This window comes from Rhizobium fabae (assembly GCF_003985135.1).
Classification (GTDB): Bacteria; Pseudomonadota; Alphaproteobacteria; order Rhizobiales; family Rhizobiaceae; genus Rhizobium; species Rhizobium pisi.
Genome location: NZ_ML133648.1, coordinates 492,534 through 513,187, shown reverse-complemented (window position 1 = coordinate 513,187; position 20,654 = coordinate 492,534). Strand labels below are relative to the sequence as shown.

The window sequence follows — 20,654 nt, the reverse complement described above, 5'->3', positions numbered from 1 at the left end:
CTATGGGCGTGGCTGACTTGCGGATTTTTCCGCCTGAGTGACGAACTCGCCGATCGCCTCGACCGAAAGCGGCCTGCTGACGAGATAGCCTTGAAGCCTGTCGCAGCCGACGCTGCGTAACCATGTCGCCTGATCGGGCGTCTCAACCCCTTCGGCCGTCACTCGCATCTCGAGGTCATGCGCGAGATTGACAATGCAGCGGACGATTGCCTGGCTTTTGAGATCGCTTTCGAGGTCGGTGATAAAGTATCTGTCAATTTTTATCGTATCGAAGGGGAAGGTCTTGAGATAGCTAAGGGACGAATAATCGGTCCCGAAATCGTCAAGCGAAATTCGTATCCCCAGCACGTTAAGGGTATTCAGCGTATCGATGTTGTTGACGGTTCGCTCAAGGAGCACGCTTTCCGTTATCTCAAGTTCCAGACGCTCGGGCGGCAAGCCGACCAGGTCCAATGTCTGGGACACGCGGTCGGTGAAGCCGCTTGTCAAAAATTCGGCCGCAGATAAATTGACGGCGACAGTGTAGTTCTGCGGCCATTTCATCGCCTCGCGACATGCCTGCTCCAAAACCCATGCACCAATTTCCGGCATCAATCCGTCGGCTTCGGCCACCGGAATAAATGCCGCAGGTGGAATAGTTCCAAGCAAGGGATGGCGCCATCTGAGCAATGCTTCGAAGCCGAAGATGCGGCCGGCTTCTGCGATGGGCTGGTACTCGATGAAAAATTGATGCTGGACCAGCGCCATGCGAAGGCTGCGGCGCAACAGTTCGCGCTGTTCCAGGGATTCAAGCATTGAAGGATCGAACGGTTTTGCGCGGCCGCGTCCTTCTTTCTTCGCAGCGTAAAGTGCGACGTCGGACGACTTCATGAGCTGCTCCGGACTTATTCCGTCCAACGGAGCAGCGGATGTGCCGATACTTACACCGACAAACAGCGCGATACCGTCTATCGTGAAGGGCTTCTTGAACGCGTCCACCAAGGCTTCTGCCAGTCGATGCCCTTTGGCGGGATGCCCCGAGCCCATGGAAATGACCATGAATTCGTCACCCGCCAGTCGATAGGCCCTGTCGTCGTCGGTGAGGCACCCTTGAATGCGGCTCGCGGCGAGCTGAAGAAGCTTGTCGCCGGCCGGATGCCCGAGCGTGTCGTTTACAGGCTTGAAATCGTCGAGGTCGAGCTGCATCAGGGATAGAGCTTCATTCGAGGCCGTGGCCTCATGCAGCGATGCGGCGAGATCGTCGCCGAACTGACGTCGGTTGGGAAGCCCGGTCAGCGGATCGTGAGTGGCCAGATGCAAAAGGGTTGCGAGGTCGGCGCCGTTGCGTTCCTCAGACCGAACCACGGCAAACAATTCTCCGATCCGATAAATCGTGATGCCATGCGATCCCGGCTTGTTTGGATCCAGCGAGATGCGCAAGGGCCGAGCGGCGTCGCCGATCGAATGAGCCGCGAGCGTGATTTCGGACCTGTCCAACTCGGGGAAATGCTCCCAAAGCGATGCTGCTGGCCTAACGGCAGCAGGCAGTGGATTGCCCAGCAAAGTCTCGACGGGATTGAATTCGCGATCAAAGAACAAAAGCCCATCGGCCGGGTGCAAAGCTTTTGCCTCGGTTTGTTCGAGGGGCGAGCGAGCCGCACGATCTCTTGGCATGTCCCGGGCTTTCTCCAGTCGAATCTCCTAGCGGGCAGGTGGAGTATAGTGCAACTTGAGCGCGTTTGGATCCTATATTAGGCCCCCCTGATTAACAATCCCCAAAAGTCAGGACGCCGTAGCGCCTGTCCACGGTCCCGAATCCCTTGTGACCTGGCCGAGGAAAAAAATAGTATTTCGCAATCTAATCCAATGGGAAATAGGGCCTCCGCCTCCAGCTTGCCTTGCCGTTCCGTTAAACGGGGAGAATGGGCGAACAGCGCTCGCCCCTCCCCGGCTCATTTCGTGATGGTCTTGCCGTTCGGCAGTTCCACGCCAAGGACGTCATCGACGCTGCCCGCGCCGATCTCTCCAACGGGTGGAAGAGCGTTCGCGTTGAGGGCATTGGAGGTAATCGCATTCCAAGTGATAGCGTTCGCAGTGACAGTAGCTGGCGACTCCGGCCAACACCACGTGATACGGAACCGTGCCTTATGGCACCTGAGCCCCACTCACTGCGACATACACCGAATAAATCGACCGTGTTGCCGCAATAAACAGCCGGTTGCGTCTTGGCCCACCGAAAGTGAGGTTGGCGACGGTCTGCGGTACGCGGATCTTTCCGATCAGTTTGCCCGCCGGGTCGAAGCAGTGCACGCCGTCTGCGGCACTCGACCAGAGGTTTCCGTTCACGTCGGTGCGGATCCCGTCCGGGATGCCTTTGTCGATAAGGCAAAAGACGCGGCCGTTCGCGACCCTCTCGCCATCGACCACGTCGAACGCGCGGATGTGGCGTGGCAGGCTTTCGTCGTGGCTTGCCCCCGAATCCGCGACGTAAAGGATCGTTTCGTCTGGCGAGAACGCAAGGCCGTTCGGCTGGATGAAATCCGTGACGACGGCCGCAAGTTGGCCGGTCGCCGGATCCAAGCGGTAGACATTGCGGGTCGGCTGCTCCGGCTCGGCGTGATAGCCTTCATAGTCCGACATGATGCCGTAGGTGGGATCGGTGAACCAGATCGTGCCGTCTGATTTCACCACCACGTCGTTCGGCGAATTGAGCCTTGTGCCTTCGAAACGGTCGGCGAGCACGGTAATCGAACCCTCGATCTCGGTGCGCGTGACGCGCCGCCCGCCATGCTCGCAGGAGATCAGCCGGCCCTGCCGGTCGCGTGTATGACCATTGCTGAAATTGGACGGTTGCCGATAGACGGAGACGCCGCTCTCCGGTGTCCACCGCAGCATGCGCTGGTTGGGAATATCGCTCCACAGCAGCTGGTTCGCATCATTAAACCAGACAGGCCCCTCCGCCCAGCGACAGCCGGAATAAAGTTCGTCGAGGCCGGCGCTCGTCACGATCAACTGCCGGAAGAGCGGGTCGTGAATTTCGTAGATGCTGGCCTCGGCCATGGCGGTCTTCCCAATTATCGCATGCCGGCCCGGCGGCCGCCGGCGAGCATGATGACGCTGATGATGATGAGGCCGGTCATGATCAGGCGAATGCCCGCGCCGACCCCGTAGGTGTTGAGCATGGAGACGACCAGGAACATGAAGAGCGACGCGCCCCAGATGCCCGGCACGTTGGAATCGCCGCCGGCGACGGCCGTGCCTCCGATCACCACGACGGCGATCGACATCAACAGATATTCCGAGCCCATGTTGAGCGCCGCGCCGCCGGAAAAGCAGGCGAGCAGATAACCCGCAATCGATGCGAGCACGGCGCAGAAAAGATAGGTGACGAAACGCGTGCCGTCGACCGGTATGCCCGCCATGCGCGCGGCCGGCATGCTCTGGCCGATCGCCGAGATCCAGCGCCCGTAGATCGTCTTCTCGAGCAGGAACCAGGCGAGGAGCGAGATGAGAAGTGCGACGATTGCCACGTTGGGTACGCCAAGCGTGTTCGACGTCGTGAATTCCGCCAGCACGCTCGGCGGCTTGATGCGCAATCCCCGGTTCGTCCAGATCGCTGCAGACTGCACGATGAAGCTCGTCGAAAGTGTCGCAATGATCGGCGGAATGCGCAGCGCCTTGATGAGTGCATAATTGCAGAGGCCGACGACGAGGCCGATGACGATGGCGACGAAGAGGCCGGGCAGGATCAAGCCATTTTCGACATTCATCAGCTTCAGCGCCACCGTGCCGGCAAGCGTCATCGTGGCGGGAACCGAGAGATCGATATTGCCGGGACCGAGCGTGATGACGAACATCTGGCCGATGCCGACGACGACCGAGAAGGCGGCGAAGGTGAGTGCTGCCTGCGACAGGCCGAGCGTGCTGGCGCCGAGCGTCACCATGACCGTCAGGAACCAGACGGTGAAAGCGGCAAGCCACGACCAGATCCAGGGCTTGCCGAACAGGCGGAGCAATGGGGTCATCGGCGTTTCTCCTGCTTCTCCAGGCGGTTCAGCATCAGGCGGAGCGCCAACACGATGATCAGGATGGCGCCCTGAGCGCCGATCTGCCAGTCCGGCGAGATGCGCAGGAAGGACAGGAATGAGCCGGCCAGCGTCAGCGTCAACGCGCCGATGACGGCGCCGATCGGGGAGACGCGGCCGCCGATGAATTCGCCGCCGCCGAGGATCACGCCGGCGATCGACAGCAGCGTGTAGCGCAGCGCGATATTGGCATCGGCCGAGGTGGTCAGGCCGACGAGGGCGATGCCGGCAAGCACTGCGAACAAGCCCGCAAGCCCATAGGCGGTAGCGCGCGCCCCGACAATCGACCAGCCGGCGCGCTCGACCGAGCGCTGGTTGCCGCCGATGCCGCGGATCAGCACGCCGAGCGACGACCGCATGACGAGAAGATGGGCGACGGCAGCAATGGCAATGCTGGCGACGATCGCCATCGGCGCGATCGGCGGCTTGACGGTCATCAGCGAGCGCACCCAATTCGGCGCCTGCCCGCCTGGAGCCGGCAGCAACAGCACGGCAAGGCCGCCCCAGACGAAACTCATGCCGAGGGTCACGACGATGGACGGCAGGTTGCGCAGATGGATTATGACGCCGAGCGCCGCATAGGTCGCGATCGCGCCGGCAAGGATCAGGACGCCGATCACCGGGGCATCGCGCAGAAAGGTCGCGGTGACGCAGGCGACGAAGCTCACGAAGGTGCCCATCGAGAGATCGAGATCGTTGACCGCCATCACCAGCATCTGGGCGATCGTCGCGAGCGCGATGGGCACAGCCAGGTTGAACAGCAGGTTGAGCCCGACATAACTCACGGCGCGCGGCTGCATCCAGAAGACGGCAGCGAGCAGCAGCGTCAGCGACAAGGCGGGAATGGCGAGACGCATGGCATCGGACGAGAGCCTGAACGTCATGCAGCGACCCCTTCGAAGGAGGCGGCAATGATATTCGTCTCGTTGACGGCGTCGCCGGCGAGTTCGGCCTTGATGCGGCCTTCGCGGAAGACGTAGACGCGGTCGCAAAGGCGGACCTCGTCCATTTCAGTCGAATACCAGATGAAGGTGCGGCCGCGCGAGGCTTCGTCGCGGATGATGGCGTAAACCTCCTGCTTGGTCCCGACATCGACGCCGCGCATCGGATCGTCCATCAGCACGACGGGCGCGCGGGTCGCAAGGGCGCGCGCAAAGAGCACCTTCTGCTGGTTGCCGCCGGAAAGCGACAGGATGCGGTTGGCCATATCGGGCGTGCGGATCTCGATCCGCCGCTTCCAGTCGGCGCCTTTCGTCTCTTCCTCGTTTGCGAGGATGAGGCCGCGTCGCGAAAGGTCACCGAGCGAGGCGATGGAGAAATTGCGCAAGATGCTCCACAGCTCGAAAACGCCGTTGAGGCGGCGGTCGCCGGCAACGAAGGTGACGAGCGGATCGCGCTCGGGCAGCCAATTGCTCGACTGGGCCGCATGCAGAGCAAGCAGCAACTCGGTCTGCCCGTGGCCGGCCAGTCCCGCCAGCCCGATGATCTCACCTTTGCGCGCCGCGAAGGGCAGGCCCTTCGTCTGATGCGACAGGATGAGCGGAGCGAGGGATTGTTCGCGCACCGAGCGCTGCGCGATCTCCTCCTTCGCAACGGTGCCCATGGCTTCCACAAGGCCATGATGATCAAAACCGTTCGCCGGACGTTCGGCGACGACGCGGCCGTCCTTCATGACGACGATGCGATCGGAGGTCTCGAGGATCTCGTGCAGGATATGCGAGATGAAAATGACGGAGCCGCCGGCGGCAGTGAAGCGGCGGACATGGTCGAGCATCTGACGGGCAAGGCTCGCATCGAGGGACGATGTCGGTTCGTCGAGGATCACCAGCCGTGGGGCAATGCCGGCGTCGGAGAAGGCCATTGATATCTCGACCATCTGCCGCTCGGCGATCGAAAGATCCCCCACAGCCCGGCTGCTGTCGATGCCATGGCCGGGAAAGACGGTGTCGAGGCTCTTCTCGATGATTTTTGCCGCGCGCCTGCGCCAGCCGAAACCACCGAGATCGCGGTGCATGATGCGCGTGTTCTCGACGATCGAAAGGTTGGGGCAGAGAGAAAGTTCCTGGAAGACACAGCGCACGCCGCGGGTTCGCGCGGCGTTGATGCCATAGCGCTCCAGCCGCTCGCCGTCGCTCGCCACACTTCCTTCGTGCGGCGTGAGGCCGCCATTGATCACGCTGACGATGGTGGACTTGCCGGCGCCATTGTGTCCGACGAGCCCGACGCATTCCCCCGGCATGACGCTAAGCGTCACGCCATCGAGTGCCCTGACCGCGCCGAAGCTCACCTTGGCGCCATCGACGGCGATCACCGCCTTCAAAACGTCATCCATGCTGCCCGCCATGCCTGCTCGTATAGACTGCCGCGCGGCCATTTGCGGCCGCGCGGCAGTCGCCGGGAGATTTATTTTGCCGACTCGATGACCTTGATTGCATCAGCCTGCGTGTATTCCACGTTGGCAACGCCGCCGGCCTGGGTATTGGCGAGGTTCGTTTCGAGATTATCCTGGTCGATGCGCAGGAAGGGCACGACGAGGTCCTTCTTGACCTGCTTGCCGTCGAGGATCTGCTGGGCGACCCAGAAGGCGAGCGTGGAGACGCCGGGCGCGATCGACACGGACATGGTCTCGTAGCCCTTGCCGTCCTTCTGCTCCTTCCACCATTTCAATTCGTCTTCGCGGTTGCCCATGATGATGGTCGGCATTTTCCGGTCAGTTGCGGCAATCGCCTGTGCGGCGCCATAACCGTCGCCGCCCTGCGTAACCACGCCGACGATGTCGGGCAGGCTCGGCAGGATGCCGGCAACCGCCTTCTGCGCCACGTCCTGCGCCCAGTCGCCGTGAACAGAGCCGACAATCTTGAACTGCGGGAACTGCTTGACGCCGTCATGGATGCCGGCCGAGATCTCGTCATCAACGAAGACACCGGCCAGACCGCGGATCTCGAGGAGGTTGCCGCCCTGCGGGAGTTTCTTCGACAGGTACTCCACCTCGCTTCGGCCCATTTCCTTGAAGTTGACGGCGATGCGCCAGGCGCAGGGTTCCGTCACGATGCCGTCGAAGGACACGACGGTAATGCCGGCGTCGCAGGCTTCCTTGACCGCGCCGTTCAGCGCCGTCGGCGAAGCGGCGTTCAGCACGATCGCATCATAGCCCTGCAGGATCATGTTCTGGATCTGCGCGGCCTGTTCCGTCGCCTGGTTCTCGGCGGTGGTGAAAGGGTCGGCTGCTGCAACGACGCCTGATTTCACGGCTTCGCCCGTCACCTTGCCCCAGCTCGTCAGCATGGCTTGGCGCCACGAGTTGCCGGCATAATTGTTGGAAAGGGCGATTTTCTTGGCCGACGTATCGGCAAAGGCAGAAACGGGCATCGCGGCGCAAGCAATAGCGGCCGATGCCAGAAGCATCTTACGGATTGTCATGTCTTCCTCCCTCATGATCGCCGGTCGGCGGATCGTTTCACTCCTGCCTGCCCCAATGGGGTTCGAGTGAAAATTGTTCTTGCACTGAGCTTCCTCCTCTCAGTAAGGGCAGGATGCGGGAGATCGACTGGCCTGTACAGGGGCAAGGCGGCAATTCGTTTGCGGGTTTTGCGCAACAAGCTGCGGGTTTACGCAAGACGGCGGCGCTTTCTCGGGCGCTTACTGCGAAGCGATCGCAGCGGGTTGAGGAGCCCGCTGCCGTCTATGGGAGGAACTGACGATGCTGCATCTCGCACCCGCAGCCATGTTCGACCACTATCTCGGCATTTCCCGGCTGCTCGCGGGCCAGCTCGACTTCCGCTCGGCCATCCGTTCCGTCGCCGCCGAGGTCGCCCATATCATCCCCCACGACCATCTCGATGTCTGCGTGCTGCTCGAAGGCGGCAACTACCACACGGCTTACGAGACAGGCATCGAGACCGCCTGGGGCGAGATTGCAGGGGCGCCTGTTGTCAACAGCCCCATCCGTTCGCTGCTCTGGGGCGAGGTGGAGTTTATGCTGACGGACGACGCTATGACGGATCCGCGCTTCCACTTCGAGGGCGCGTTCAAGCGGCCGATCGTCGAACAGTCGCTGAGGAGCCGCTTGCATGTACCGATGAAGGTGCAGGGCACGATCATCGCCGCACTCTCCTGTTCCTCGCAAAGGGCGGGCGTCTATACGATGGAGGATATCGAACGCGCCCGCATCATAGCCGACCTGTTGACGCCCTATTTCTTTGCGCTCAGGGCGGCCGAGCATGCACAACGCTCGGCGATCGTCGAGGCTGAGGCTCGGGCCCGCGAGGAGGGATTGCGGCAAGGCGCGCTGAAGCTGACCGAAGCTCTGGAGCAGGAGCGCCAGCGGATCGGCATGGACCTTCACGACCAGACGCTGGCCGACCTGACGCGGCTTGCCCGCCGGATCGATCGGCTGTCACGCAACGGCGAGGTGGCGCCCGAAGCGCTGGAGCCGGTCTCGCGTTCCCTGCAGCATTGCATGCAGGATCTGCGGCAGATCATCGAGCAGGCAAAGCCCTCCGTACTCCAGCTCTTCGGCCTCGCCCAGGCGATCGAGCATCATCTGGACCGATCGACCCGCGATGCGGGATCGGCCATCGAATGGGGTCTCGTTGACGAGACGCATGGCGCACTGGAGCAACTGGAACCGACCGTCAGCGTCGCGCTGTTTCGCATCGCCCAGGAGGCGATCAACAATGCGGTGCGCCATGCCGCCCCGCTCACCATCATGGTGCGGCTCGAGGCTGACGACGAGAGGCTATCGATCGAAATCTCCGACGACGGCACCGGGCTCGCCAAGGCGCGGGGACGGATCGGCGGCGGCATCGACAATATGAAGACCCGTGCGCGGCTGATCTCGGCACGCTTTATGACTGGGCCTGGTCACAACAATCGCGGGACTGCGGTGCGCGTCGTGCTGCCGCTCGGCCCGCACGACCCGGCGAGCGGACCAAACTGAGGAGAAAGACGCGATGAAGGTTCTGATCGTCGAGGACGACCCGCTGCACCGGTCCTATCTGCACGAAGCGGTCAACGCGGCCCTGCCGGAATGCAACACGGTGATCGAGGCGGAGAACGGAACCGTCGGCGAAAAACTCGCCCGCGACCATAAGTCGGCCCATATAGTCATGGACCTGCAAATGGCGAGCCGCAACGGCATCGAGGCTGCGCGCACGATCTGGAAAGAACGACCGGAGACGCGCATCCTGTTCTGGTCGAATTATTCGGACGAGGCCTATGTGCGCGGCGTCTCGCGTATCGTGCCGGATGGCGCCGCCTATGGCTATGTGCTGAAATCCGCCTCGGACGAGCGGCTGAGGCTCGCATTGCGCTCGATCTTCATCGAGAGCCAGTGCGTCATCGACCGCGAGGTGCGGGGCCTGCAGCAGAAGAGCTTGGGCCAGACGAACGGCTTCACCGATTCCGAATACGAAATCCTCGTCGATATCGCCCTCGGCCTCACGGACAGGGCCATAGCCAAACGGAGGGGCCTTTCGCTGCGCAGCGTGCAGAACCGCCTGCAGCAGCTCTACGACAAACTCGACGTCTACCAGAGCGCAGGCGACGACCACGAGGACGGTCGCTTCAATCTCCGCGCCCGCGCTGTTACCGTCGCTTTCCTGCGCAAACTCCTGAACTACAGCGCCCTGGAGCGGGCTGAAGCAGAGCTGCAGGAGTGGCTGGATGGAAAGTAGTTTGGGAACAAACAGGATATCGATCGAACGCCAAGAGCAGGTGCCGGCGCCACAGAGGCAATAGGCGGTTCGTTCCGAAGAGAAGACACGATCCCAGGAAAGAATTTAAGATGCGGCCGGTACTACGGCCGCCACACCATAGCCTCCTGGCAGAAATCGGGTGGCCGATGGCTAACCTAGCGTGCAGAATCAATCCGCCGTCAAAGGAGGAATTTATGCTTACGCTTTACGATTATCGCCCATCGCAGAATGGCTGGAAGGTCAGGGTCCTGTTCGGGCTGCTGGACATTCCGTATCAAGTCCGCTTGCTATCGATTTTCGAAGGCGAAGCCCGCACCGATGCCTTTTTCGCCCTCAATCCGGCGGGAGGCATTCCCGTTCTGGAACTGGAGGATGGGCGGACGATCGCCGAATCCAATTCCATCCTCGCCTATCTGGCCGAGGGAACCCGGTTTCTGCCGGCAGATCGCTATCAACGTGCCAAGGTCATGCAATGGCTGTTCTTCGAACAGTATCACATCGAGCCGGTCATCGGCACGCTGCGCTTCTGGACGTTGACAGGGCGCCTCGGGCTCAACGCGGCCATGGTCGAAGCCAAACGCGCGGCTGGCCTGCGTGCCCTTGCCGCACTGGAACGCGGGCTGAAGAACACGCCGTATCTCGTGGATGAGGAGTTTTCGATCGCGGACCTGGCGGTTTACGCCTACGCCCACCGGGCAGGGGATTGCGGCTTCGTCCTGACAGATTATCCGGCGGTTACCACCTGGTTCGATCGCGTGCGGGAAGTCATCGGTCCCGGCCATCCGGTCTACCCGTATAGCGACGATCCTCATTCAGCCATCTGAGCGCGATGCAACACGGACATGAATCGATCCGCCGCGACCGATTCAGGAAACTCGTTGGACCGCCAAATGGTGAGCGCGCATGATCCGGCTATGGATGCAAAAGCCGATATCATGCTGCTTTACCGGATCGATCCGTCTCGAAACATGGCGCGCTTCTATCGCCTATCAATCCAGCCGACATTGTTCGGAGGCAGTTCTCTCGTGCGCAACTGGGGCCGGATCGGGACCGAGGGCCGGCTGACAGTGGAACTGTTCGATACGCCCGGGGAGGCTGCTGTTGCCTATGAGCGCATGGCTGTCCGCAAGCTGCGTCGCGGCTATCGATACGAGAGTGCGACATGCGCCACGCAAGGGGCCGTTGACGCTGCAAGGCATCTCGATCGCCTCGAACACAGTGACTAGGTATGATCCTTTGCTGATCGCGCTTGGCAGGATCAACCGTAATGTCAAATATTGACATCGCATCGGGGATGCAGAACAATTCATCTAGCAATCTGGATAAGGAGGCCGCGGTGATGACCAGCAGCCTGCATGTTAGCCTGCCCGATGAAATGCGCGCCTTCGTCGATATGCGCGCCAACGGGAAGAGCCAATACACGACGCCGAGCGAATATGTGCGCGCGCTCATTCGCGAGGATATGGCACGCGAAGAAGACCGTCGTTATGCCATCCGCTCGCTGCTGCGGGCCGAAGAGGAATTCCGACGCGGAGAGATGCTGCCCCTTTCTGCGCTGGACGCCGTCGATGCGGAACTGGATGAAGAGCTGCGCTAGTGGCTCCTCGCGTTCTCATTCTGCTGACTGCCCTTGATAACTATCGCCTGGCAGTCCGCGAAACGGCGCGGAAATGGTCCATCGAACAGGCAAAGGCATACGGCCGCCTGCTGCGGGCGGGATTTGAAGCCATTCCCGAAGCGCATGCCCGTGTGAGGACAAAGAAAGACGAGCGCGTCGGAAATTCGCTCTTCCGGCTCCACAAAATCGAGCACCACTACGCCGTCTATATTGTCGCTGACGATACGACGTTCGTCATTGCCGCGGTCTTGCATGAGCGGATGGACATTCCCGCACAGCTGCGGGCAATCGAACGTTTGACCGACAGAGAGTACGACGCGCTGATGGGACATCCTCGGCCGAAGTCCTAAGGACCATCGGTCACGCCGAAGTGACCTGAAACGATGATCCGGAATTCACAATCCAGCCTTTCCGAACGGGCTGGCACGGGAAAACTCTCCATCATTTCTCAGACCTGTGTTGTGTTCACTGGGCGGCCGGCTTCCGCATATCCAATTGACAGATATCCTACAAGTGGATATGTCTCGATCGACGTAAATACGGATGGAACGAAACCGGCATGCCGCTGAAGTCGATCAAGCCCCTCACCCGCGCTCCCCTTCTCCACGTTTCGGTGCAGGAAAGTCTTCGCGCCTATATCGACGACAATGGGCTGAAGCCTGGGACGCTCCTGCCGGCAGAATCCGAGCTGGCAAACCAGCTGGGTGTCAGCCGCAATTCGCTGCGCGAAGGCATCAAGGCTCTGGAGTCGGTCGGCGTGCTGGAATCACGCCGCGGCGTCGGCATCTTCGTCAAGGCGTTCTCTTTCGAGCCGCTGCTCGACAATCTCGCCTACGGCCTCGGCGGCGCGCTCCGTCAGATCGAGGAAGTGATCGAGATCCGCCGGACGCTGGAAGTCGGTCTGATCGGCAAGACGGTCGAAAAGATCAGCGACGAGGACATTGCCGAGTTGCGAGCGACGGTCAACAGCATGGGCGAACATGCGCGGCGCGGCGAATCCTTTGCGACCGACGACCAGCGGTTCCACACCCTCCTCTTCCGGTGCCAAAACAACGAAACGCTTGCGCGTCTCATCGATGTCTTCTGGCTCGCCTTCTACAAGGCCTCCGATTTCGTCAATCTCGATAACGTCGATCCCGTCGCGACCTGGAGGGATCACGCGGCGATCGTCGATGCGATCGAGGCAAGGGATGTTGCAGAGGCGCAAAGACGCCTGGATCGCCACTACGAGGGTATTTCTCGGGTGATCGCTGCCAATAAGACAAATTCAAATGTGGGAGGAGCACAATGAATCGACTGTCAGGATTGTCATCCGCCATCGCGCTTGCCGCGATGATGGCTACGACCGCCATTCCAGCCTTCGCCACCCCGGCTGAGGCGGCAACACTCTCGGGCGGCTTCGATGTAGGCCCTGGCGGCTTCCAGGGCAATTTCAACCCACTGGCCGCGACGGCGGGCTTCACCTGGCTCAGCGTCTATTTCGAGCCCTTGGTCACCTACGACGAAAAGCTGCAGAAGGTGGTCGGCCTGCTTGCTTCATCCTACGAAGTCAGCCCCGATCAACTCACCTACACGTTCAAGCTCGCGGATGCGGAATGGCATGACGGCAAGCCTTTCACGGCGAAGGATGCCAAGTTCACGATAGGGCTCGCCCAAAATGCAAAGACCGGCTCTGTTTTTGCGGCCCGTCTGAATGCGATATCCTCGGTTGAGGCCAAGGACGACAAGACGCTTGTCATCAAGCTGTCGGCGCCCTCCGCAAACCTGATGGACGCCATGACCAAGGTCATGATGCTGCCCGAACACGCTTTGTCGCAGATCCCCGCCGAGCAGCTCGCCAAGAACAGCTGGTGGTCCACCTCGCCGATCGGCACAGGTCCGTTCAAATTCACCAAATACGTGACCGACCAATACGTCGAACTCGCGGCCAATCCCGATTACCGCGGCGGCAAACCCGCGCTCGAGAAGGTTATCAATCGCTATTTCGCCAATCCGGCTGCGGCGATCGCCGCGCTGCGCGCCGGCGAGATCCAATTCACCTACGTGGATTCGAACGACCTGACCGCCTTTAAGGACAGCAAGGATTTTCGCGCCATCGAAGGCAACTCTTTCGTCGTCAACTATCTCGGCTTCAATCACGACTCGCCGATTTGGAAGGATCTTCGAGTCCGTCAGGCGGTGATGTACGCGATCAATCGTGATGCGATCATCCAGAGCCTATACGGCGGCGCCGCCAAGCCGGCGAATTGCGCTTATGTCGCCGATCAGGTGGTGCCGAAGGGCATCGAGACTTATGCCTATGATCCGGAAAAAGCCAAGGAGCTCCTGAAGGAAGCCGGCTGGGACCAGATCAACGGCAACAAGCCGATTACCCTTCTGACCTATTACACGACGCCGCTTGCCGGCAATGTCATGGCCGCGATCCAGGCGATGCTCGCTCAGGTCGGCATCAACGTGACGCCGCGCGCCGTCGACGCTCCGACCTATAACAGCATCGTGCTCAACGCGTCGCCTGATGTCGCGCAGTTCCAGATGGTCTATGCAGGCCTGCAGAACGGCCCAGATCCGGGCAGCATCAATGTCGGCCTCAACGAGAAGCAGATTCCACCGGCCGGCCCGAACGTCGCTCGGGTGCGCATGCCGGAGCTGACAAAGGCGCTCGATGCAGCCCTCGGAGAAACGGACGGTGCCAAGCGGGACACCCGATATCAGGACGTCTGCAAGGTGATGAACAGCCAGCTTCCCTGGGGCACGCTCTGGGTGGCGAACCGTTACGGCATCGCATCCACCAAGCTGAAAGACTTCACCTGGACCCCTGCCCCCGGCGGCGGACCTTACCAGGCGCATCCGGAAAAATGGGCGATCGCCGAATAGGGCGTTGCCCGTCCTGAGAAGCAAAGGGTGGCCTCGTCACCGACCCCGCCACCCTCACAGGAACGGACATTTATGCTGAGATACAGTCTCCGGCGTCTGCTGATCGGAGTGGGCATGCTCTTTGCTTTGAGCGTGCTGATCTTCGTCATGCTGCGCCTTACCCCCGGCGATCCGATCGACGCGTATATCGATCCCAATGTCCCGATGTCGCCATCGGACCTTGCGGAACTGCGCGCCACGCTCGGCCTGGATCGGCCGCTGCCGGTCCAATTCGTCGCTTGGCTGGAGCAGGCGCTGACAGGAAATCTCGGTTACTCCATCAAGCGGCCCGACCAGCCGGTCCTCGGCCTCGTCCTGTCACGCGTCGGCCCAACGGTCCTTCTGATGGGAACCGCGATCGCAATCTCGATCGTCGCGGGGATCGCAACCGGCATCGTCGGCGCGGTTCGCCGCAATTCGATCGCCGACCTGTCATTGTCGGTATTCGCGGTTATGGGCATTTCCAGCCCGCCGTTCCTGAGCGCTCTGGTCGGCCTCTATCTCTTTTCCGTCTATTTCAACTGGATGCCCTCCGGCGGCATGCTGACACCAGGACGGGAATTTTCGGCCGCCGACCTCATCCATCACCTCATCCTGCCCGGGGCACTGCTGGCCGTCGCTCAGACGGCGCTGATCATGCGCTACATGCGGGCCTCCATGCTTGAGGTCCTGAACCAGGACTATGTGCGCACCGCGCGCGCCAAAGGCGTCTTCGAATTCTGGGTCATCACCAAGCACGCCCTGCGCAATGCGCTGCTCCCCGTCATCACGCTGATCGGCTCGACCATCGGCCTTGCCATCGGCGGGGCAATCTTCATCGAAAGCGTCTTCAACTGGCCAGGCATGGGCCTGCTCATGGTCGACGCGGTGGAGGGCCGCGACTATCCCGTCATCATGGGCTCGACGCTGGTGATCGGCGCCTGCGTCATCGTCGTCAACCTTCTGACCGACCTCGCCTATGTGGTGGTCGATCCGCGGATCAGGGTGGGTTGAGCGATGCTGGCACGACCTTCTGCCCGCAGCCCAGGCCCGATCGCGCGATCCCTCCACCGCTTCACGCTCAACAACGCGGCATGCCTTGGCCTGTGCGTGATCGCGCTGATGATCCTGGCGATCCTTTCCTATCCGCTCTGGTGGAGCTTCCAGCCCAACGACATCGACCTCCTAGCGATGAATGCGGGACCAGGGGCCAAGCACTGGTTCGGCACCGATGGCGTCGGCCGCGACATCTTTGCCCGGGTCATGGATGGTGGGCGGATTTCGCTGTTGGTGGCGATCACCTCGACGGTCATTTCCGCAATCATAGGCTTCCTGGTCGGCGCGGTCTCCGCACTTGCCGGCCGCTGGGCGGATGCCGTCACGATGCGTTTCGTCGATCTAGTCATGACGTTGCCACCCGTCATCTTTCTGCTGGTGCTCGCCTCGATCGCCGGCACCGGCATCTGGCCGACGGTCCTCGTAATCTCGCTCCTCTCCTGGCCGCTGTTGGCGCGTATGGTGCGCTCGCGGCTGCTCGAACTTCGCGAGCGTGATTTCGTCATGGCGGCACGAGGCATGGGCGCCGGTCTCCCGCACCTCCTCCTCCGTCACGGCCTGCCGAACTCGATCGATATTCTGGTCATCTTCGCGACGCTGCAGATCGCCAATGCCATTCTGCTCGAGGCAGGTCTTTCCTTCCTCGGGCTTGGCATCGCGCCGCCGGCAGCAAGCTGGGGCAACATGCTGAATGCCGCCCGTTCCACCGCCGTGCTTGAGCAGTACCCATGGCAATGGCTGTTTCCCGGCGGCGCATTGGTGCTCGCCGTCCTTGCCATCAACTTCATTGGCGATGGTCTTCGCGATGCCTTCGACCCTCGCGCCGAATTAAACTGACGTCGAAAGAAAGCAAAAATGAGCAAATTCAAGGGTGTCGTCCCCCCCGTCATTACCCCGCTGAACAAGGATTACACCGTCGACTACCCATCCTACACACGGGTGCTCGAAAACCTGATCGAAGCCGGATGCCATGGCCTCTTCGTGCTCGGCTCGACCAGCGAGGTCGTCTTCCATGATGAAAAAACGCGGCAGGAAATCATCGAGCATTCGGCCAAGGTCATCAACGGTCGTGTTCCCCTGATCGTCGGCGTCATCGATCCGACGACCGACCGCGTCATCAATCATGCCGGGATCGCCAAGTCGGCCGGCGCCGACGCCGTGGTCGTCACGGCACCGTTCTACACGGTCACCAGCCAGGCCGAGATCATCGATCACTTCCGCTATATCCGCGATGCCGTGGACGTGCCGCTGATCGCCTACGATATTCCCGTCTGCGTGCACGTGAAATTGCTGCGCCAGACCAGCGTGACGCTCGCCAGCGAGGGAACCATCATCGGCATCAAGGATTCGAGCGGCGACGATGGCAACTTCCGTTATGTGCTGCTCGATCTCGCAGACAACAAGGACGTCTTCCTGATGACCGGCTCCGAGATCGTCGTCGACACTGCGCTGCAGATGGGCGCACATGGCGTGGTGCCCGGCATCGCCAATGTCGATCCGCATGGCTATGTCAGGCTCTGGGATGCAGCCCAGCGTGGCGACTGGGCCGCTGCCCGCAAGGAGCAGGAACGCTTGTGCCGGCTCTTCGAAATCGTCTGGGTCGGCGCCGGCCGCGTCAGCGGCGGAGCTTCCGGCATCGGCGCCTTCAAGGCCGCGATGAAGAGCCTCGGCATCATCGACACGGCCTTGATGCCCCGCCCCCGCGCCGCCCTCAACGAAGCGGAAACCGCGGGGATCGACGAGATCCTGCGCGCGACAGGCCTTCTTTCCTGATGGACGCCATGCACCAGATCGGCGACACCATTCTCGACGTCAAGGGGCTGTGGACAGTCTTCCGCATCCGCTCCGGCGAGGTGACGGCGGTCAATGGCATCGATTTCTCGGTCGCAGCCGGCGAGACGCTTGCGCTCGTCGGCGAGTCCGGTTCGGGCAAATCAGTTACCAGCCTATCGGTCATGCGGCTGCTCACCCGCAACATCGGTGCGATCGCCGCCGGCAGCATCCGGCTGAAGCGCAAAAACGGCGCAGTCAGCAATCTCGTCTCGCTCAAAGATCAGGAGATGCGCACCATCCGCGGCAATGACATTGGCATGGTCTTTCAGGAACCGATGTCAAGCCTCAATCCCGTCTATACCATCGGCGATCAGATCGCCGAGCCGATCCGCATCCATCGCGGCGCGGGCCGCAAGGCCGCGATGGATGCTGCGGTGACGCTTCTGGAAGGCGTCGGCATTCCGGACGCCAGGCGCCGTGCCGACCAATATCCGCATGAGCTTTCGGGCGGCATGCGCCAGCGTGCCACGATCGCCATGGCGCTTGCCTGCGATCCCACCCTTCTGATCGCCGACGAGCCGACCACCGCGCTCGATGTAACCATTCAGGCGCAGATCCTCGACCTCCTGCAAAAGCTGCAGCGCGAACGCGGCATGGCCATGCTATTCGTCACCCATAATCTCGGAGTCGTCGCGGAAATCGCCCATCGGGTTGCCGTCATGTACGCCGGCCGGATCGTCGAGACCGGCCCGGTCACTGAGGTTTTCCGCAATCCGAAGCATCCCTATACGATGGGCCTGCTCGCCTCGATGCCGAAGCTTGGCAACGCCAGCCGCATGAAGCAAGCGGGCGAAAAGCTGGCTGCAATTCCGGGCGTGGTCCCGAGCCTCGGCAACATGCCGTCCGGCTGCGCCTTCGAGCCGCGCTGCCGGTTCGCGACAGAGGACTGTCGCAAGGCGGTGCCGCCACTTTTCGACGTCAATCCGCGCCACAAGAGCCGCTGTATCCGCTGGCAGGAGATTTAGGCCCGATGAGCGAACCACTCCTCTCCGTCCGCGACCTGGCAAAACATTACACGTCCCGCGGCACGCAACTGACGATCCTGCAGGGAATCTCCTTCGATATCGGCAAGGGGGAAGTCGTGGGACTGGTGGGAGAATCGGGCAGCGGCAAGACCACCATCGGCCGGTCCGTCCTGCGCCTGGTCGAGCCCTCGGCCGGCAGCGTCCGTTTCGACGGCACCGAGATCACCACTCTTTCGTCATCCGAGATGCGCCGCGCCCGGCCCCGGATGCAGTACATCTTCCAGGATCCGTTCGCGAGCCTTTCGCCGCGCATGACGATCGGGGAGATTCTGACCGAAGGCCTGAAAATACAGGGCATCGGCACGCCGAAGGAGCGATCGGCGCGCGCCCGCACTGCGCTGGAACAGGTCGATCTTCCGCCCGATGCGGTCAACCGCTACGCGCATGAGTTTTCGGGCGGCCAGCGGCAGCGCATCGGCATTGCCCGCGCCTTGACGCTCGGACCGGAATTCATCGTCGCCGACGAGCCGGTCTCAGCGCTTGACGTCTCGATCCAGGCGCAGGTCATCAATCTTCTGCGTGATCTGCAACAGCGGCTACGCCTGACGATGCTGTTCATCAGCCATGATCTCGCGGTGGTCGAATACATCTGCGACCGGGTGATCGTGCTCTACCTTGGCCGCATCATGGAAATAGCACTGAGCGCCGAGCTTTATGCCGGGCCGCAGCATCCCTACACCCGCGCACTGCTTTCGGCGATTCCGTCGCCCGATCCCGATGCGCCACGGCACCGACAGATCCTGAAGGGCGACATTCCGAGTCCTGCCAATCCCCCGAGCGGCTGCGTCTTCCGCACCCGTTGCCCGAACGCGCTGCCGGCATGCGGCGAGGTCGTCCCGGACCTTAGGGAAACCGCGCCGGGCCATTTCAAGGCCTGCATCCGCGACGACCTCAACTGACGCCGGAAACCGATCCATGACGCTGCAAACCCGCCGCCATCCCATCGCCGGAAACTGGGCGACCCTGCTGCTTCCGATCGCCGATGACGACAGCATCGACTTTACGGCGCTCGCCCGGGAAATCGACATCCTGATCGATGCCCGGGTCGACGGCATCTATTCGAACGGCACGGCCGGCGAATTTCATAACCAGACGGAGGCGGAATATGACCGCATTCAGGAAATGCTGGCTGGCCGCTGCCAGGCAGCCGGCATGGCCTTCGTCATCGGCGCCTGCCAGCCGGATCCGGTCATCATGCTCGCTCGCCTGCGTCGCGCCGTACCGCTGAAACCGTTGGCGATCCAGGTCATCCTTCCCGACTGGTGGCCGCTGACCAATCAGGAGGCAATCGACTTCCTGAAACGCGTTTCGGAGGCAGCCGACGGAATCCCGCTCATTCTCTACAATCCGCCACATGCGAAGCGTGTTCTATCGCCACGTGATCTCTCAGAAGTGTGTCGGTCTTGCCCGTCGGTGGTCGGCATCAAACTCGCCGATGGCGATGCGGAATGGTATGCCGAGGCCCGCGCCCACCTCAGCGAGTTCAGCCTTTTCGTACCCGGCCATCATCTCGCAACCGGAATGAATGCGGGCGTCGCGGCCGGCGCCTTCTCCAATGTCGCCTGCCTCAGCCCGCAAGGCGCACAAGCCTGGACGGACATGATGCGGACCGATATCGAGGCCGCGCTTTCGATCGAGAAACGCATCTGCGCCTTCATGGACGATCATGTCGTCCCGTTCCGGCGGGATCACGGTTTTTCCAATGCCGCGCTCGACAAATTGCTTGCCGCAATCGGCAACTGGGGGCCGGTTGGCACCAGATTGCGCTGGCCTTACCGCTCTATCGACGGGCAAAACGCAGAGACGCTGCGGGAAACCGCTCACGCCATGATTCCGGAACTCTTTACCTCGCGGAGCTAACGCGTGGATCGGCTGGTCGCCGTGCGATCCAGGAAATCAAGCACGCGAGTAGTCAGCAGCGCGGTCGCGTCCGCATCGTACGACGGCAGCGAGCTGTCGGCAAAGTAGTGCTGATCGCCGGGGTAGAGGAAAAGTTCCGCATCCTCGACCTTCTCCACGATCTCGCGGGCAGCGTCGATATCGCCCTCGCCTGCGAAAATCGGGTCGTTGTCCATACCGTGGATCTGGACCGCAACGCCATCAGGCCAGGGTCCGAAGGCCCACTCGCCGTTGATCGGCATGCAGGAGTAGAAGAGCAGCGCCCCACGCGCACCGGGTCGCGTCTGTGCCAGCTTCTGGGCCGGCAGCACCCCGAATGAAAACCCGGCATAGACGAGCTCGGCGGGCAGTTCGCCGGCGACGCGAACGCCGCGCTCCCTCATGGCATCGAATCCGATCTCGCCGATATAGGCGAGACCCTCCTCGATGCTTGCGAATGTGCGCCCGTCGAACAGGTCAGGCGTATGCACCGTGTGGCCGGCCGCCCTCAAATCGTCGGCGAATGCACGCACACCCGGGGTCAGCCCCTGTGCGTGGTGGAACAACAAGACCTCAGCCATACGGAGCCTCC

At 61.8% G+C, this 20,654-nt stretch carries 21 protein-coding genes; 14 read left to right on the top strand and 7 right to left on the bottom strand.

The genetic code is table 11. The features are described 5' to 3' along the window. The 6 genes from EFB14_RS11030 to EFB14_RS11005 form a co-directional block, all read right to left on the bottom strand. Complete coding sequence (locus tag EFB14_RS11030; protein WP_125842772.1) at positions 1 to 1,653, bottom strand: putative bifunctional diguanylate cyclase/phosphodiesterase; 1,653 nt, start codon at positions 1,651 to 1,653, stop codon at positions 1 to 3. Positions 1,654 to 2,124: 471 nt separating this feature from the next. After that, positions 2,125 to 3,039 (bottom strand): SMP-30/gluconolactonase/LRE family protein, encoded by a 915-nt coding sequence (locus tag EFB14_RS11025; protein ID WP_125842774.1) that lies wholly within the window; start codon positions 3,037 to 3,039, stop codon positions 2,125 to 2,127. Between the two features lie 14 nt (positions 3,040 to 3,053). Continuing rightward, a complete protein-coding gene (locus EFB14_RS11020) occupies positions 3,054 to 4,004 on the bottom strand; it encodes an ABC transporter permease (protein ID WP_125842776.1) in 951 nt (316 codons plus the stop codon). Then, on the bottom strand, positions 4,001 to 4,948 hold the full coding sequence (locus tag EFB14_RS11015; RefSeq protein ID WP_126825241.1) for an ABC transporter permease: 948 nt from the start codon (positions 4,946 to 4,948) through the stop codon (positions 4,001 to 4,003). Before EFB14_RS11015 ends, EFB14_RS11020 begins: the two co-directional genes overlap by 4 nt. Further along, on the bottom strand, positions 4,945 to 6,396 hold the full coding sequence (locus tag EFB14_RS11010) for a sugar ABC transporter ATP-binding protein (protein ID WP_125842780.1): 1,452 nt from the start codon (positions 6,394 to 6,396) through the stop codon (positions 4,945 to 4,947). Before EFB14_RS11010 ends, EFB14_RS11015 begins: the two co-directional genes overlap by 4 nt. A 71-nt stretch (positions 6,397 to 6,467) precedes the next feature. Then, positions 6,468 to 7,484, bottom strand: coding sequence for an ABC transporter substrate-binding protein (locus EFB14_RS11005; protein WP_125842782.1), 1,017 nt, complete (start codon positions 7,482 to 7,484; stop codon positions 6,468 to 6,470). A gap of 280 nt (positions 7,485 to 7,764) precedes the next feature. Here EFB14_RS11005 and EFB14_RS11000 point away from each other — a divergent pair, with 280 nt between their 5' ends. The 14 genes from EFB14_RS11000 (at position 7,765) to EFB14_RS10935 (ending at position 20,044) form a co-directional block, all read left to right on the top strand. Continuing rightward, on the top strand, positions 7,765 to 9,003 hold the full coding sequence (locus EFB14_RS11000) for a GAF domain-containing sensor histidine kinase (protein ID WP_125842784.1): 1,239 nt from the start codon (positions 7,765 to 7,767) through the stop codon (positions 9,001 to 9,003). A 13-nt stretch (positions 9,004 to 9,016) separates the two neighbouring features. Beyond that, positions 9,017 to 9,739, top strand: coding sequence for a response regulator transcription factor (locus EFB14_RS10995; protein ID WP_125842786.1), 723 nt, complete (start codon positions 9,017 to 9,019; stop codon positions 9,737 to 9,739). Between the two features lie 215 nt (positions 9,740 to 9,954). Beyond that, complete coding sequence (locus EFB14_RS10990; RefSeq protein WP_126825238.1) at positions 9,955 to 10,584, top strand: glutathione S-transferase family protein; 630 nt, start codon at positions 9,955 to 9,957, stop codon at positions 10,582 to 10,584. Between the two features lie 54 nt (positions 10,585 to 10,638). Continuing rightward, positions 10,639 to 10,986 carry a WGR domain-containing protein gene (locus tag EFB14_RS10985; protein ID WP_245438229.1) on the top strand — a complete coding sequence of 116 codons (348 nt, stop codon included), beginning with the start codon at positions 10,639 to 10,641 and terminating at the stop codon, positions 10,984 to 10,986. Positions 10,987 to 11,099: 113 nt separating this feature from the next. Next, on the top strand, positions 11,100 to 11,357 hold the full coding sequence (locus EFB14_RS10980; RefSeq protein WP_008536431.1) for a ribbon-helix-helix domain-containing protein: 258 nt from the start codon (positions 11,100 to 11,102) through the stop codon (positions 11,355 to 11,357). Then, the gene (locus EFB14_RS10975; protein WP_125842790.1) at positions 11,357 to 11,728 is read left to right on the top strand and encodes a type II toxin-antitoxin system RelE/ParE family toxin; all 372 of its coding nucleotides are present in this window, start codon (positions 11,357 to 11,359) and stop codon (positions 11,726 to 11,728) included. Before EFB14_RS10980 ends, EFB14_RS10975 begins: the two co-directional genes overlap by 1 nt. A 209-nt stretch (positions 11,729 to 11,937) precedes the next feature. Next, positions 11,938 to 12,669: a FadR/GntR family transcriptional regulator gene (locus tag EFB14_RS10970; RefSeq protein WP_125842792.1), complete on the top strand. Its 732-nt coding sequence runs from the start codon at positions 11,938 to 11,940 to the stop codon at positions 12,667 to 12,669. Then, on the top strand, positions 12,666 to 14,252 hold the full coding sequence (locus tag EFB14_RS10965; protein WP_126825232.1) for an ABC transporter substrate-binding protein: 1,587 nt from the start codon (positions 12,666 to 12,668) through the stop codon (positions 14,250 to 14,252). Before EFB14_RS10970 ends, EFB14_RS10965 begins: the two co-directional genes overlap by 4 nt. Before the next feature lie 72 nt (positions 14,253 to 14,324). Next, positions 14,325 to 15,284, top strand: a complete 960-nt coding sequence (locus EFB14_RS10960; RefSeq protein WP_126825229.1) for an ABC transporter permease — start codon at positions 14,325 to 14,327, stop codon at positions 15,282 to 15,284. Between the two features lie 3 nt (positions 15,285 to 15,287). After that, positions 15,288 to 16,163, top strand: a complete 876-nt coding sequence (locus EFB14_RS10955) for an ABC transporter permease (protein WP_126825226.1) — start codon at positions 15,288 to 15,290, stop codon at positions 16,161 to 16,163. A gap of 18 nt (positions 16,164 to 16,181) precedes the next feature. Further along, on the top strand, positions 16,182 to 17,099 hold the full coding sequence (locus tag EFB14_RS10950) for a dihydrodipicolinate synthase family protein (RefSeq protein ID WP_125842799.1): 918 nt from the start codon (positions 16,182 to 16,184) through the stop codon (positions 17,097 to 17,099). After that, positions 17,099 to 18,124: an ABC transporter ATP-binding protein gene (locus EFB14_RS10945; RefSeq protein ID WP_125842801.1), complete on the top strand. Its 1,026-nt coding sequence runs from the start codon at positions 17,099 to 17,101 to the stop codon at positions 18,122 to 18,124. Before EFB14_RS10950 ends, EFB14_RS10945 begins: the two co-directional genes overlap by 1 nt. A 5-nt stretch (positions 18,125 to 18,129) precedes the next feature. Beyond that, positions 18,130 to 19,083: an ABC transporter ATP-binding protein gene (locus EFB14_RS10940; RefSeq protein WP_126825223.1), complete on the top strand. Its 954-nt coding sequence runs from the start codon at positions 18,130 to 18,132 to the stop codon at positions 19,081 to 19,083. A 16-nt stretch (positions 19,084 to 19,099) separates the two neighbouring features. Then, complete coding sequence (locus EFB14_RS10935; protein WP_126825220.1) at positions 19,100 to 20,044, top strand: dihydrodipicolinate synthase family protein; 945 nt, start codon at positions 19,100 to 19,102, stop codon at positions 20,042 to 20,044. Here EFB14_RS10935 and EFB14_RS10930 read toward each other — a convergent pair. Next, positions 20,041 to 20,643 (bottom strand): dienelactone hydrolase family protein, encoded by a 603-nt coding sequence (locus tag EFB14_RS10930; RefSeq protein WP_245438228.1) that lies wholly within the window; start codon positions 20,641 to 20,643, stop codon positions 20,041 to 20,043. The two genes, EFB14_RS10935 and EFB14_RS10930, sit on opposite strands and share 4 nt — an antisense overlap. Positions 20,644 to 20,654: the final 11 nt, after the last annotated feature.

Bases quoted from the DNA above. Each gene is read 5' to 3' on its own strand.
- EFB14_RS11030 (WP_125842772.1), bottom strand. From the start codon at position 1,653: ATGCCAAGAGATCGTGCGGCTCGCTCGCCCCTCGAACAAACCGAGGCA.
- EFB14_RS10965 (WP_126825232.1), top strand. From the start codon at position 12,666: ATGAATCGACTGTCAGGATTGTCATCCGCCATCGCGCTTGCCGCGATG.
- EFB14_RS10980 (WP_008536431.1), top strand. From the start codon at position 11,100: ATGACCAGCAGCCTGCATGTTAGCCTGCCCGATGAAATGCGCGCCTTC.
- EFB14_RS11020 (WP_125842776.1), bottom strand. From the start codon at position 4,004: ATGACCCCATTGCTCCGCCTGTTCGGCAAGCCCTGGATCTGGTCGTGG.
- EFB14_RS10995 (WP_125842786.1), top strand. From the start codon at position 9,017: ATGAAGGTTCTGATCGTCGAGGACGACCCGCTGCACCGGTCCTATCTG.
- EFB14_RS11015 (WP_126825241.1), bottom strand. From the start codon at position 4,948: ATGACGTTCAGGCTCTCGTCCGATGCCATGCGTCTCGCCATTCCCGCC.
- EFB14_RS10970 (WP_125842792.1), top strand. From the start codon at position 11,938: ATGCCGCTGAAGTCGATCAAGCCCCTCACCCGCGCTCCCCTTCTCCAC.
- EFB14_RS10990 (WP_126825238.1), top strand. From the start codon at position 9,955: ATGCTTACGCTTTACGATTATCGCCCATCGCAGAATGGCTGGAAGGTC.
- EFB14_RS10945 (WP_125842801.1), top strand. From the start codon at position 17,099: ATGGACGCCATGCACCAGATCGGCGACACCATTCTCGACGTCAAGGGG.
- EFB14_RS10935 (WP_126825220.1), top strand. From the start codon at position 19,100: ATGACGCTGCAAACCCGCCGCCATCCCATCGCCGGAAACTGGGCGACC.
- EFB14_RS10955 (WP_126825226.1), top strand. From the start codon at position 15,288: ATGCTGGCACGACCTTCTGCCCGCAGCCCAGGCCCGATCGCGCGATCC.
- EFB14_RS11025 (WP_125842774.1), bottom strand. From the start codon at position 3,039: ATGGCCGAGGCCAGCATCTACGAAATTCACGACCCGCTCTTCCGGCAG.
- EFB14_RS10930 (WP_245438228.1), bottom strand. From the start codon at position 20,643: ATGGCTGAGGTCTTGTTGTTCCACCACGCACAGGGGCTGACCCCGGGT.
- EFB14_RS11010 (WP_125842780.1), bottom strand. From the start codon at position 6,396: ATGGATGACGTTTTGAAGGCGGTGATCGCCGTCGATGGCGCCAAGGTG.
- EFB14_RS10950 (WP_125842799.1), top strand. From the start codon at position 16,182: ATGAGCAAATTCAAGGGTGTCGTCCCCCCCGTCATTACCCCGCTGAAC.
- EFB14_RS11005 (WP_125842782.1), bottom strand. From the start codon at position 7,484: ATGACAATCCGTAAGATGCTTCTGGCATCGGCCGCTATTGCTTGCGCC.
- EFB14_RS10960 (WP_126825229.1), top strand. From the start codon at position 14,325: ATGCTGAGATACAGTCTCCGGCGTCTGCTGATCGGAGTGGGCATGCTC.
- EFB14_RS11000 (WP_125842784.1), top strand. From the start codon at position 7,765: ATGCTGCATCTCGCACCCGCAGCCATGTTCGACCACTATCTCGGCATT.
- EFB14_RS10940 (WP_126825223.1), top strand. From the start codon at position 18,130: ATGAGCGAACCACTCCTCTCCGTCCGCGACCTGGCAAAACATTACACG.